The sequence below is a fragment of the Caloramator mitchellensis genome (assembly GCF_001440545.1).
GTDB classification, from domain to species: Bacteria; Bacillota; Clostridia; order Clostridiales; family Caloramatoraceae; genus Caloramator; species Caloramator mitchellensis.
The window spans coordinates 96,236-109,770 of the sequence record NZ_LKHP01000008.1 but is presented as its reverse complement, the minus strand read 5'-3'; the positions used below and the strand labels follow the sequence as shown (position 1 = coordinate 109,770).

General features: G+C 31.5%; 15 protein-coding genes. All 15 read left to right on the top strand.

Annotated elements, in window-relative coordinates; translation table 11 throughout:
- Window positions 1-883: 883 nt before the first annotated feature.
- The 15 genes from ABG79_RS08110 to era all read left to right on the top strand — a co-directional run bounded on the left by ABG79_RS08110 (window position 884) and on the right by era (window position 13,523).
- Window positions 884-1,732: a polymorphic toxin type 44 domain-containing protein gene (locus tag ABG79_RS08110; protein WP_057978961.1), complete on the top strand. Its 849-nt coding sequence runs from the start codon at window positions 884-886 to the stop codon at window positions 1,730-1,732.
- A gap of 459 nt (window positions 1,733-2,191) precedes the next feature.
- Entirely contained in the window at window positions 2,192-3,130 is a 939-nt protein-coding gene (prmA, locus tag ABG79_RS08105; protein ID WP_057978959.1) for a 50S ribosomal protein L11 methyltransferase, read from the top strand.
- Between the two features lie 13 nt (window positions 3,131-3,143).
- Window positions 3,144-3,890 (top strand): 16S rRNA (uracil(1498)-N(3))-methyltransferase, encoded by a 747-nt coding sequence (locus ABG79_RS08100; protein WP_057978957.1) that lies wholly within the window; start codon window positions 3,144-3,146, stop codon window positions 3,888-3,890.
- Window positions 3,887-5,191 (top strand): tRNA (N(6)-L-threonylcarbamoyladenosine(37)-C(2))-methylthiotransferase MtaB, encoded by a 1,305-nt coding sequence (gene mtaB / locus ABG79_RS08095; protein ID WP_057978955.1) that lies wholly within the window; start codon window positions 3,887-3,889, stop codon window positions 5,189-5,191. The genes ABG79_RS08100 and mtaB overlap by 4 nt, the downstream gene beginning before the upstream one ends.
- Window positions 5,191-5,532 carry a histidine triad nucleotide-binding protein gene (locus ABG79_RS08090; RefSeq protein WP_423230095.1) on the top strand — a complete coding sequence of 114 codons (342 nt, stop codon included), beginning with the start codon at window positions 5,191-5,193 and terminating at the stop codon, window positions 5,530-5,532. The genes mtaB and ABG79_RS08090 overlap by 1 nt, the downstream gene beginning before the upstream one ends.
- A gap of 108 nt (window positions 5,533-5,640) precedes the next feature.
- Entirely contained in the window at window positions 5,641-5,817 is a 177-nt protein-coding gene (gene rpsU / locus ABG79_RS08085; protein WP_057978951.1) for a 30S ribosomal protein S21, read from the top strand.
- A 16-nt stretch (window positions 5,818-5,833) separates the two neighbouring features.
- On the top strand, window positions 5,834-6,277 hold the full coding sequence (locus ABG79_RS08080; RefSeq protein ID WP_057978949.1) for a GatB/YqeY domain-containing protein: 444 nt from the start codon (window positions 5,834-5,836) through the stop codon (window positions 6,275-6,277).
- 81 nt (window positions 6,278-6,358) lie between these two features.
- Window positions 6,359-6,628 carry a sporulation protein YqfC gene (yqfC, locus tag ABG79_RS08075; RefSeq protein WP_057978947.1) on the top strand — a complete coding sequence of 90 codons (270 nt, stop codon included), beginning with the start codon at window positions 6,359-6,361 and terminating at the stop codon, window positions 6,626-6,628.
- Between the two features lie 14 nt (window positions 6,629-6,642).
- Window positions 6,643-7,803 carry a sporulation protein YqfD gene (yqfD, locus tag ABG79_RS08070; RefSeq protein ID WP_057978945.1) on the top strand — a complete coding sequence of 387 codons (1,161 nt, stop codon included), beginning with the start codon at window positions 6,643-6,645 and terminating at the stop codon, window positions 7,801-7,803.
- A gap of 48 nt (window positions 7,804-7,851) precedes the next feature.
- Window positions 7,852-8,778, top strand: coding sequence for a PhoH family protein (locus ABG79_RS08065; RefSeq protein WP_057978972.1), 927 nt, complete (start codon window positions 7,852-7,854; stop codon window positions 8,776-8,778).
- 4 nt (window positions 8,779-8,782) lie between these two features.
- Entirely contained in the window at window positions 8,783-10,840 is a 2,058-nt protein-coding gene (locus ABG79_RS08060) for an HD family phosphohydrolase (RefSeq protein WP_057978943.1), read from the top strand.
- The gene (ybeY, locus tag ABG79_RS08055; protein WP_057978941.1) at window positions 10,841-11,326 is read left to right on the top strand and encodes an rRNA maturation RNase YbeY; all 486 of its coding nucleotides are present in this window, start codon (window positions 10,841-10,843) and stop codon (window positions 11,324-11,326) included.
- 9 nt (window positions 11,327-11,335) lie between these two features.
- Window positions 11,336-12,031: a diacylglycerol kinase gene (locus tag ABG79_RS08050; RefSeq protein WP_057978940.1), complete on the top strand. Its 696-nt coding sequence runs from the start codon at window positions 11,336-11,338 to the stop codon at window positions 12,029-12,031.
- A gap of 198 nt (window positions 12,032-12,229) precedes the next feature.
- Window positions 12,230-12,640, top strand: coding sequence for a cytidine deaminase (locus tag ABG79_RS08045; RefSeq protein WP_057978939.1), 411 nt, complete (start codon window positions 12,230-12,232; stop codon window positions 12,638-12,640).
- Window positions 12,633-13,523 carry a GTPase Era gene (era, locus tag ABG79_RS08040; RefSeq protein WP_057978937.1) on the top strand — a complete coding sequence of 297 codons (891 nt, stop codon included), beginning with the start codon at window positions 12,633-12,635 and terminating at the stop codon, window positions 13,521-13,523. Before ABG79_RS08045 ends, era begins: the two co-directional genes overlap by 8 nt.
- Window positions 13,524-13,535: the final 12 nt, after the last annotated feature.

Sequence of the window (13,535 nt, the reverse complement as noted above, 5' to 3'; positions counted from 1 at the left end):
GCCAAACGTTGATATTACAAAAGAGGAAGAACTAAATAAATTGCTTCCATGGTCAAAGGAATTACCAGACAAATGCAGAGCCATGCTGAAGTAAAAGGTCGCATTAAAATGCGGCTTTTTTGTAAAGGTGGTCCTGTTTTGACGCTTACGTAACTAAAAAATACCTCGAAAAAGAGGGGGAGCAAGTTATCATACAAAAAATTAATAAAATCAAGGGGTTATCGTCAAAAGTACCCTAAAACTTTTGACTATACCTTGTTACAGCAAAGAAGGTTAAAATGAAAATCAGTTATTGCTTATTCAGGGAAGGGAGTGTAAGCTTTTATGTTATTAAAACAACAAATTAAAAGCTTATTTATAGTTCTTATTATTGATTTAATTGCAATTTTAATACTGGTAAATTATAATTTGGAAAATAGTTTAATAAAAATTAAACAAAGTTACTCTGGTGTAATTTTTTCTTTACTTCTGATATTAGTGCTTTTTATTTATTTTGATTATCTTAGAAAATTCTTTATAAAAAGTCAAAAAAGAAGAATTCAATTTTGGGATATTATTTTTAACTTAATTACAATCATTAGTATTCTGAAATTAAGTTATATAGCATTAATATGTTTTTTGTTCTTTTCGTAGTAAATTAGATGTTTTTTTGATATTTTTTTGTTAATATACGTTCTAATTAAACTATAGAGTAATTATGTTGTTATTATAGAGAAGTTAGTCATGAAGAAATAATGATAAGGTTGTTTCATTATAAATTCATATGTAAGTTATTTGAAAAATTCAAGGGAGGTGACATATAAAAAAGTCAAAATATTATATTCTTATGTAATTTTACCGTTAAAGATTAAATTAAATTAAGTGAAAGATGGAGGGGTTATTTATGAAGGGTATTATTATAAAGATAATTAATTTCGTATTAGCTTTTTTAATAGTTATACTTATACCTTTTAATCAAATTGTATATGCTAATCTAGCTTATAATAGAGATGTTAAAAAAATATCTTCAGACGCGAACGCTATGTTTAAAGAAATATATAAACAGTCTCAAAATAAAAATATTTCTAAAATAGAAAATGATTATGATTCATATTCAGTATTATTAAATAATCTTGAAAATGTTATATTCAAAAGCGATAATACTATTTTTGTAAACGTTGAAAAAATTTCAGAATTATATAAATTTGATTCAATTGAATTAGAAAAATTAAATAGCTTTATAAATAGATTGAACATATTAATTAAACTTAATGCTGTTAAAATAAATAGCAACTTAGAAATTTCAGTTGTTACAAATATACAACAAGAAAATTTTTTCTCAATTAAAGCAGCAGTAATTGATATATTACCTGAAGCGAGAATTCATGCAGATGAGCTAAAAAAAGTTTATGAAAATGCTATTTTTGGAACAAAACATATTGTAGCAGGAGTTTATTTTACTGAAAGGGTAAAGAGTGGAGGAATATGGGACTATAAAACTTACTTAGGAACAAAAACTATTTATTATGATGAAGGTTTGAGAGCACATGTTAGCGGAGAAACAATAGGAAATTTTCATTATGGCTATGTTGGAAGTGCAGTATTTGGACCAACAACTCTTAAATCTGCTGCGGGTCTAGTTCAAATAATAAGCGGTACTTCTGATATTAGTTTTTGGAGTAGTTATTTTGATGATCCTAGAGATACAGCGGATATTCAATGGGGAATAGATACGTATAATGCAGAACATTAATTTTTTATGTAGGACAATATTATTTATAAAGCTGAGTATATTTCATTAAAAAAGTTTAGTATAATTAACATAAGAGGAACTTTAAAATAGCAGAAAAGTTAACATAAATAATTTATTATAAAAATGATTAAAAAAATTTTATGGTGCTGAATGATGATGTATTGTTTAGGGAGTGAAAATAATGTATATATTTTTAATCATTATATAAATAAAATCTTGTATCAAAATCATCGTCCAAAGATATATTTGAACTATTAATTTGATACAATGTATGTGAAGCCTTGAGAAATCAGGGTTTTTTTGTCTTTGGGGATGAATAATGGAGACGGGGGAGATGGGTTTTAATAAAAAAATTATGGCAACAGATTTGTGATTGGAGATAAACATAATGTGATACGAACAGTTTGAATAAATTATTGCTTTATTGTATAATTAACAAAAAACGAAGGAGTTGATTTTATGAAGGGAAAGTGGATTGAGATAAAGGTAATTACAAGTCCTGATGCAATAGAGATGGTAAGTGGGATATTTTATTCTTTGGATGTAAAGGGAGTAGCTATAGAGGACCCAAATGATATTTTGCAGAAGTTAAACACACCGAGCTGGGATTATGTTGATATGAATTTGTATGAGTATGGTGATAAAGCTGCGGTTGTTAAAGGGTATTTTAGCGATGAGGATAATATTGATGAAATATTAAAATACATAAATGAAAGATTAGAAGAGCTAAAGAGTGATGGATTTGATATTGGTGAAGGAAAAATTTTAGTAAACCAGGTTTATGAGGAAGATTGGGCTACATCATGGAAAAAGTATTACAAGGTGACTAAATTAGGAAAAAGAATAGTTGTTAAACCAAGATGGGAGGAATATACTCCTGAAGATAACGAAATTGTAATTGAACTTGACCCTGGAATGGCATTTGGAACTGGGACTCATGAAACGACAATTCTCTGCCTTGAGCTTTTAGAAAAATATCTAAAGGGTGGAGAAACGGTTTTTGATATAGGAACAGGTTCTGGGATACTTGCAATAGCATCTTCAAAATTTGGAGCTGAAAAAGTTGTGGGCGTTGACATAGATGAAGTAGCAGTTGATGCAGCAAGGGAAAATGTTGAATATAATAACATAGGAAATGTGGAAATTAGGCATGGAAATTTAACTGATGTTTTAACTGAAAAGGCTGATATAGTTGTTGCAAATATAATAGCTGATATAATAATAAATATGACTTCATCGATTAAGAATTTTATAAAGCAAGAAGGCTTATTTATAGTATCAGGAATAATTCAGGATAGAAAAAACGATGTATTGAAGGAACTTGAAAACAATAATCTAAAAATTATAGAAATCAAAGAAATGGGCGAATGGGTTGGAATAGTTTCTAAACCAGAGTAAAGGGAGATGAAGTATGCATAAATTTTTTGTTAAGTCAAATAATATCAATGGCAATAAAATAAATATTGAGGGGGAGGATGTAAACCACATCCTTAAGGTTTTACGATTAAGAAAGGGAGAAAAAATACAAGTTTCTGATGGCGAAGGAAATGAATATATATGCGAGATAGATGCAAATGATAAGAAAACTGTGTATTGCAATGTTTTAGAAAGTTACAGAAATGAAACTGAACCTCCATTAAAAATAACGCTGTTTCAAGGGATGCCAAAGGCTCAAAAAATGGATTTGATAGTTCAAAAGTGCGTTGAAATTGGGGTTGTAGAAATTGTTCCGGTTATAACTAAACGAGTTGTAGTTAAAACGGAGGATAGGGATATAAGCAATAAAATAGAAAGATGGAATAGAATATCCTACGAAGCTGCAAAGCAGAGCGATAGGGGAATTGTTCCAAAGGTTTTAAATCCCATATCCTTTGAAGAAACAATAGAAAGATTAAAAAACATGGATTTGAGCATTGTTCCCTACGAAAATGAAGAGGGGAATGGAATAAAAAGTTTAACAAGCAGAAATGATGTAAAGAACGTAGGAATACTTATAGGACCCGAAGGCGGATTTGAAGAGGAAGAGATTGAGATTTGTAAAGTAAATGGAATTATTCCAGTTACATTAGGACCAAGAATACTTAGAACAGAAACAGCGGGATTTGTTGCATCAGCTTTAATACTATATGAATTTGGAGATTTAGGAGGAGCTAGATGAAAAAAGTAGCATTTTATACATTAGGGTGCAGAGTTAATACATATGAAACAGAAGCAATAGCAGAAACCTTTATAAAACACGATTATGAGCTTGTAGAATTTGATGAATTTGCTGATGTTTATGTTGTTAACACATGCACTGTTACAAATATAGGAGATAAAAAATCAAGACAAATGCTTAGAAGGGCGAAGAGGATTAATCCAGAATCCTGTGTAGTTGCAGTAGGATGCTATGTTCAGGTTGCCCCTGAAGAGGTTGAAAAATTAGAAGATGTGGACATTATAATTGGAACAAAGGATAAGGGCAAGATAATTGAGCTTGTTGAAGAGTTTGAAAGAAATAAGAGAAAAATTAAACACGTTGAAAATGTAATGAGCATAAGACAGTTTGAGGAGCTTGAGATAGATGAATATCAAGACAAAACCAGGGCATTTTTAAAGATTCAGGATGGCTGCGACAGGTTTTGCTCATATTGCTTGATTCCTTTTGCAAGAGGGCCTGTAAGAAGCAGAAAGCCTGAAAATATACTAAAGGAAGTTGAAAAATTAGCCTCAAATGGCTACAAGGAAATAATACTTTCGGGAATCCATGTTGCATCATATGGGAAGGACTTAAAGGATATAGACCTTGTAGATGTAATTGAGATGATTCAAAAGGTTGATGGAATAGAAAGGATTAGAATTGGCTCTGTTGACCCTACGTTCTTTTCGGAGGATAAAATAAACAGGCTGAAAAATATTGAGAAATTTTGTCCTCACTTTCATCTCTCCCTTCAGAGCGGCTGCGATGAAACTTTAAAGAGGATGAACAGGCATTATACAACTGAAGAATATAAGATTGTAGTTGAAAACTTAAGAAAAACGTTCGAGGATGTGTCTATAACAACCGATATAATCGTGGGATTTCCAGGAGAGACTGATGATGAATTTGCAAAGACCTATGAATTTTTAAGCAAAATTAATCTATCAAAGATGCACATATTTAAATACAGTCCAAGAAGAGGGACAAAGGCTGCCGAAATGAAGGAACAGGTTAAAGAGAGCATAAAAGAAAATAGAAGCCATAAACTAATAGAACTTGATAAAAAACTTGAAGAAGAATTTATCAATAAATTTATAGGAAAAACCATGGATGTGTTATTTGAGGAATACAACGATGGCTATTATTGGGGTTATACAAAAAACTATATTAGAGTAGGAACTTCATTTAACAAAGATTTGTCAGGGCAGATATTTAATGTTAAAATATTAGAGAGTAGGGAAAATAAGGCAATAGGAAGGGTAGAAATGGAGGTGAAATAATGGATTGCATTTTCTGCAAAATTGCTAATGGATTGATTAAAGTGGATTTTTTGTATGAGGACGATAAGGTTGTGGCCTTTAGGGATATAAATCCTGTTGCTCCTCAACACGTCTTAATAGTTCCTAAAAAACATATAGAATCCGTCATGAACTTGCAAGAAGAGGATTTCTCGCTTGTTGGACATATTTTTAAAGTTGCACAGAAGATTTCTAATGATTTAGGAATAAGTGAAAATGGGTTCAGAATTGTAAATAACTGTGGGACAGCAGGAGGACAAACTGTTATGCACATCCACTTCCATCTGCTTGGAGGAAGAGATATGCAATGGCCACCCGGTTGATAAATAATCATTGACAAAATTTACTTTGATAATATATAATGTTTATGTGCTATTTGCATATAGTTCATCGCAGCACTGTTATTCTGTATAGCGGAGGGAGGGAGAACGGTGTCAGAAATAAGAGTAGGCGAAAACGAATCATTAGAAAGTGCTCTTAGGAGATTTAAGAAGAAGTGTGCGGCTGCAGGTGTGCTTGCTGAAGTTAGAAAGAGAGAACACTATGAAAGCCCAAGCGTAAGACGTAAGAAGAAGGCACAAGCTGCTCGTAAGAGAAAGCATAAATAATGAAAGAAGGGTGAATATGTCACTCAAGGAAAGAATTCAAGAAGATTGGAAAAATGCGATGAAGGCAAAGGATAGCTTTAGAGCAAGTGTTTTGAACATGGCTAAGGCTGCAATCCTTTATGATGAAAAGACTAATGGTCAAGCTCTTGATGATGAACAGATAATAGCTGTTATATCAAGGGAAGTAAAAAAGAGAAAAGAATCAATTGCAGATTTTGAAAAAGGGAACAGGCAAGATCTTGTTGATCAAACAAACAAGGAAATTGAGATTTTGCTTGAATACCTTCCTCAGCAGCTAACTGAAGAAGAGATTGCTGAAATCATAAAGGGTGCTGTAGATGAGGTTGGAGCAAATAGCATTAAGGACATGGGAAAAGTAATGGCCATAGTAGCTCCAAAGGTTAAAGGAAGAGCTGATGGCAAGATGGTTAGCGAGATGGTTAAAAAATTCTTACAATAATTAGACCTGCTTATGCAGGTCTTTTAATTTTTTTGACATCTTTTACATACAATTAATTAGATGAATTTATATGGTGATAATATGCAAAAAGAAATAAAAAATAGAATTTCTGAAGCATTTGATATACCACAGGAAATAGTTTTGGATTACCCAGCTATTAAGATTTTAGGGGATATAGAAATTTTAATAGAAAACCATAAAGGAATAATTGAATATACAAAAGAACAGATAAGAATAAACAGCAGAATTGGAATAATTTTAATAAGAGGCAGCGATTTGATAATAAAGCAAATAAACCAGGACGAGATAAGCATTCATGGAACTATTGCTTCTATAAGCATCATCAAGTGATTTAGGGGATGTATATGAACAGAAATTATATAAATGTGGTAATAGAAGGATTGAATCCTGAGAAATTTATCAATCTTGCAATAGTTAATGGAATAAATCTATGGGATATTGAAAGAATAAGTTTTACTGAAATGGGATTTAAAATGAGTGGTAAACAGTTTAAGGATTTAAGGAAAATTGCAAAAAAAACTAGCTGTAGGGTAAGAATTGCAAGAAAAAATGGGATTATATTTATAATTAAAAGAATGGCTAGAAGAGCATTTTTTATTGCTGGAATACTGGTGTTTTTTATAATATTATACTTAATGTCAAATATGGTTTGGAGCATAGAAATAGAAGGAAATAAAAAAATCAACGAACAAATAATATTTAATGAATTGAAGAAAAATGGAATTACAATAGGAAGTTTTAAAAGTAAAATAAAACCAAGAGATGTTGAAAAAAATATGGTGAAGGCTATAACTGAATTATCAATGATTACGATAAGCTTCGATGGGACAAAGGCAAAGGTCAGGATTGTAGAAAGAACCATGCCTCCTGAAATAATAGACAATGAATTACCTACAAATATCATAGCTACAAAAGAGGGAATAATAACAAAGGTCTCGGCACTTAAAGGTCAGGCTCTTGTTAAGGAGGGCGACTTTGTAAAGAAGGACCAGGTTCTAATATCAGGAGTTATAACAGATTCTCAAAATTTGCCATTGAAAGCCACTAGGGCAATAGGCGATGTGTATGCCAAAACATGGTATGAGTCGATAAAGGAGATTAATTTGCAGTATAAATATTTTGAATTCACTGGGAACGAGTTAAAGGTTATTTATATACTGACGCCCAACAATAAAAGAATATATTTAAAACCTGGAGTTAACAAATTTCAATTTTATGATAAAATAGAAGAAAAAGAAAAAATAAAGATTGCAGGGTTTGGAACCAATATTATAAAAATTACTGAAACATATAAAGAAAAAATTCAACGAATAAAAATACTGAATTATAGAGAAGCATTGGATACGGGAATAGAAATTACAAATAATGAATTAGAAAAAAAGGTTCCAAAGGATGCAAAGGTATTGGAAAAGAAAATCGAAAAAGTTATAATGAAAAATAAGGTTAGGGTTAGAAACCTTTGGGTTACGGAGGAAAAGGTTTCGGCGGAAAAAAAGATTAATTAGATTGGAGGAAAAGTCTTGCAGACAGAAAATAGAATTGAAATTGAAAATATGGAGCAAATTATGAATTTGTTTGGTAAATTTGATGAAAATATAAAAATTATAGAGCAAACATTTGATGTGAGTATTGTAAATAGAGGAACAGAGGTAAAGATAACAGGACCGGGGAAGGTAGAGCTTGCAACAAAAACTGTTTTAAAGCTTTTGGAAGTAGCCAAAAAAGGTGAAACCATTACTCTTCATACTGTTAATTATATAATTGGATTGGTTATGGAGGATGCTCCTGCCGATTTAGAAAAGATATTAGAAGATGTTATTGTGGTTACTGCTAGGGGAAAATACGTTAAATGCAAAACTTTTGGACAAAGGGAGTATATAGAAGCAATTAAAAAGAATGATATTGTATTTGGAATAGGACCTGCCGGAACCGGTAAAACATATTTGGCAATTGCAATGGCAGTCAAGTTTCTAAAGGATAAAAAGGTTAGCAGAATAATATTGACAAGGCCGGCGGTTGAGGCTGGTGAAAGGCTTGGATTTTTGCCAGGGGATTTACAGGAAAAGGTAAATCCATACTTAAGACCATTGTTTGATGCGTTATACGATATATTGGGCGCTGAAACATTCCAAAAATATATGGAAGCAGGAATAATTGAAGTAGCCCCATTGGCATATATGAGAGGAAGAACTTTGGACGATTGTTTTATAATTTTAGACGAAGCCCAAAACACTACCCCAGAGCAGATGAAAATGTTTTTAACAAGATTTGGATACGGCTCAAGGATAGTAGTAACAGGAGATTTAACTCAGATTGATTTAGGCCCTGAAAAAACATCAGGTCTGAAGCAGGTAACAAACATTTTAAAAAATATAGAAGGAATTGAGTTTATTTATTTTACACATAGAGATGTCGTAAGGCATAAACTTGTTACTGAAATAATTAAGGCGTATGATAAATTTGATAATGGAAAAAGGTGATTAAATGTTTAAGATAACTGCACCAAAGATATTAAAAAATGATAAATTCCAGAGATTTTTAGTATTGTTCTTAACATTTGTATTATTGTCCTTAATAAGTTTTAAAAGCGTAATTCCACAGAAATATGATTTGCAGGAGGGGCAGCAATCACCGGTAGATATAAAATCTCCTAGGGAATTTGTGGATGAGATAGCAACACAGGAAAAATCGCAGATGGCTGTTTCAGGAGTCCCACTGCAATATACTAAGGATAATGATTTGCAAAATGAGGCTATAAATAAAATAAATCAGTTTTTTTCATTGGTTTTAGATATCAATACAAGCAGTCTTTCTGAACTTGAAAAAATAAATAAATTAAAGGAAACTAAATTCTATAATTTGACTGAGTCAAACTTAACAGTCCTAATAAAGCTTGATAGCGAAAAAATTAAATCGATTTCAAATTATATAATTAATTCAATTAGTGATATATCAAAAAAAGACATAATGCAGAACGATGAAGCTACTCTCGAAAATATTAGATTGGAATTCAAATCGTCGCTGGATAAGACTGCTTTTGAAAATAATATAAAAGAGATCATTTATACAATTGGTGCAAGTTCAATTAAACCTAACATGTTTTTTGACGTTAAAAAGACTAATGAATTACAGGATTTAGTCAAAAAGCAGGTGGAACCTGTAGTTATAAGGAAAAATCAGATTATCGTTTCAAAGGGAGATACTATTAATTCTTACCAGATGTATTTGTTAAATAAAGCAGGAGTTCTAAAGAGCAACTCTATATCGGACATAAATATTTATATAAGCGTTTTGGCCTTAGTGGCAATTGTTGAAATACTTATTTTATTGTATTTAACTAAATTTAAGAAAGAAGCTTATGAAAGTATAAATAAATTCACGATGATATTTCTAACGTTAACATTAAACGCGCTGTTTGTTATTGCGACTTATGCAATTTCGCCATATTTAATACCGATTGCACTTATGCCAATTTTGCTTACACTAATTTTTGAGCAGAATTTAGCAATGTATGTTTTTATTATATCCTCAATGATAACTGCTGTATTGACTAATTTTAATCTTGAAACATTTGTAGTATATTTATTCGGAGGATTGATAGGAACGATTTATATTTATAAAGCTCACGATAGAAGCAACATAATGCTAAGCGGTTTTTTAATAGGCATTTTTGATTCATTAATCATATTATCTATTGGATTACTTAATGGAATTGAAATAACACAGATAATAATTAACATGTCCTATGGAATTGCTGGAGGGTTAATTTCATCCATTTTATCTATAGGTATAATGCCTATATTTGAGCAAATTTTTGACATAGTGACTCCAATTAAATTGATGGAGCTTTCTAATCCTAATTTACCTCTTCTAAAAAAGATTTTATTTGAGGCACCTGGAACTTACCACCATAGTATACTTGTTGGTAATCTTGCAGAGGCAGCAGCAGAGGCAATAGGAGCCAATTCATTACTTGCCAGAGTTGGGGCATATTATCATGATATTGGAAAAATAAAAAGGCCTTACTTTTTTAAGGAAAATCAAATTACTAACGATAATCCTCACGATAATTTAACTCCAAAGCTTAGTGCAATGATAATATCAGCTCATGTTAAGGACGGAATAGAACTTGCAAATCACTATAAACTGCCGGAGGTTATAAAACAGATAATACAGGAACATCATGGGACGACATTGATTAAATATTTTTATGTGATGGAGAAAAACAATTCACTTGAAGAGGTTGATGAATCAAATTTCAGATATCCCGGACCTAAACCGAGAAGCAAAGAAGCAGCTATTGTTATGCTTGCTGATTGTGTAGAAGCAGCTTTAAGATCCCTTGGCAATATAACGGTAGCGGATATTGAAAATATGGTAAACAAACTAACTAAGGAAAAGATGGATGAAGGGCAGTTTGATGAATGCAATTTAACTTTGAGAGAAATATTAATCATTAAGAAGAGTTTTATAAACGTATTACAAGGGATTTTTCACAGTAGAATAGAATATCCAGAAATAGCTGAACAGAAGGTGAATTAAATGATATACTTTGAGAATAACCAGGATAAAATGCATTTTGATGAATCTTTAAAGAATTTAATAATCAATTCAATTTCTCAAACACTTAAAAGCGAAGGTTTTAATCATGAGTTTGAAATAAATGTTTATATAGTGGACAATAATGAAATAAAAGAGATAAACAACGAATTCAGAAATATAAACAGGGAAACAGATGTCCTTTCTTTTCCTATGATTGATTTTAAATTGAGAAACAAATATGAAGTATTTGAAGATGATAAAAATCCCGAAAGCGGATGTGTTCTACTTGGAGACATGATATTATCATTAGAAAAGGCAATGGAACAGTCAATAGAATATGGGCATACATTTGAAAGAGAAATAGCTTTTTTAACAGTCCACAGCACTTTGCACCTTTTAGGATATGACCACGAGGATGAAGGAGAAAGAAAAGTAATGAGGGAAAAGGAAGAAGACATCTTAAACAATTTAGGACTTGTAAGATAGGTGAATAAAATGAAAGTAAGAAAGATTACTGAGAGCTTCAATCATGCAATTGAGGGCATAGTTTATGCAATTAAGACACAGAGAAATATGAGAATTCATCTTTTGATTGCAACAGCTGTTCTTTTTGGAAGCCTATTTTTCGATCTTAGCAAGATTGAAATTTTGCTTTTGTTTTTAACCGTAGCGCTTGTAATTATATTGGAAATGGTTAATACTGCTATAGAAGTTACGATTGATTTAAACGCTAATTATTATCATCCCCTTGCTAAAATAGCAAAAAATGTAGCAGCAGGTGCAGTATTGATAGCTGCATTAAACTCAATATTAGTTGGCTATTTAATATTCTATGACAAATTGAAGGTATTATCCAATACTGTAATATTTAAGATAAAACAAAGCGACCCAACGGTTGTCTTTATATGTCTCTTACTTGTAGTAATAGCAACAGTAATTATAAAAGCGTTTTATGGACAAGGAACACCACTTAGAGGTGGTATGCCAAGCGGACATAGTGCCGTTGCGTTTGGGACTGCAACAGCAATATCACTATTAACACAGGATACACTGATAATTACACTTTCTTTCTTCCTTGCATTCGTAGTTGCACAGAGCAGAGTAGAAGGCAAGATTCACTCTCTATACGAAGTTACGGTTGGTGCTATTTTAGGTATATTAATTGCAATTATCATTTTTAAGCTTTTATAATTATTAGGTCATTGGGCCCCATGAATGATTTGTGATCATGGGGCTCTAAAACATATTATTGCATAAATGTTTTGCTTTTTGATATTTCAACAGTTTAATCATTAAAATCTTTCTTTACAATAGTTTATTAAATGGTATAATTAAGATTACCGAAAAATGCATAAAATATTGATGTAATAAACTTTAGGGGGAATATAGATGGACTACAAAGAATTAGTTGAAATAGCACAAAAGGCAAAAGAAAACGCATACGTTCCTTATTCTAATTTTAGAGTAGGTGCTGCATTATTGACCTCTGATAATAAAGTTTTTACTGGCTGTAATATTGAGAATGCATCCTTTGGAGGGACAAATTGTGCTGAAAGAACAGCATTATTTAAAGCGATATCAGAAGGGTATAAGGACTTTAAGATGATTGCAATAACAAGCGATAGCGATAGTTTAACTTTTCCCTGCGGAATATGCAGGCAGGTTCTTTCTGAATTTGGTCTTAATATGGAAATTATTGTTGCAAATAAGAACAGCGAATATAAGATATATAAACTTTATGAACTATTGCCATTCGCATTTACGCAGGAGGATTTAGAAGGGAGAAATGTGAATGAGTAATTTCAAATCAGGTTTTGTAACCATAATTGGTAGACCTAATGTAGGTAAATCTACTTTGTTGAATCATTTTTTAGGTGAAAAAATATCAATTATTTCAAATAAACCGCAAACAACAAGAAATAAGATACAGGCAATTTTGACTAGAGACACTTATCAAGTGGTATTTTTAGATACTCCAGGTATACATAAACCGAAGACAAGACTAGGAGAATATATGGTTAAAATTGCAAAAGAGACACTAAACGAAGTAGATGCCGTTTTATTCTTAATTAATCCATCAGAAAAGGTTAACGAAGGTGATTTGCATATAATAAAACAGCTTGAAAATGTTAAAACGCCGATTATATTAGTGATTAACAAGGTTGACACGGTTAGCAAGGAAATACTTGCTAAAACAATTGAAAATTACTCCAAAGTATTTAATTTTAAAGAAATTGTTCCTATATCTGCGCTAAAGGGCGATAATACAAACAGACTGCTTGATGTTATTATTTCTAATCTGCCTGAGGGACCTCAATATTTTCCTGAAGACATGTTAACAGACCAGCCTGAAAAATTCATAGTAGCTGAAATAATCAGAGAAAAATTGCTGCAAAATTTAAAGGAAGAAGTTCCGCACGGAACTGCGGTAGAGGTTGTTACTATGAAGGCTGAGGAGGGCAAGAATTTAATAAATATTAATGCAACTATTTTCTGCGAAAAGGACACTCATAAAGCGATTATAATTGGCAAGAAGGGTGAAATGTTAAAAAAGATAGGCTCAAGTGCAAGATTTGAAATTGAAAGGCTACTGGGAAGCAGAATATTCTTAGAGCTTTGGGTAAAAGTAAAAAAAGATTGGAGAGACAGCCCTTCTGTATTAAAGACTTTAGGCTATCAATAATTAGGAGGTGAT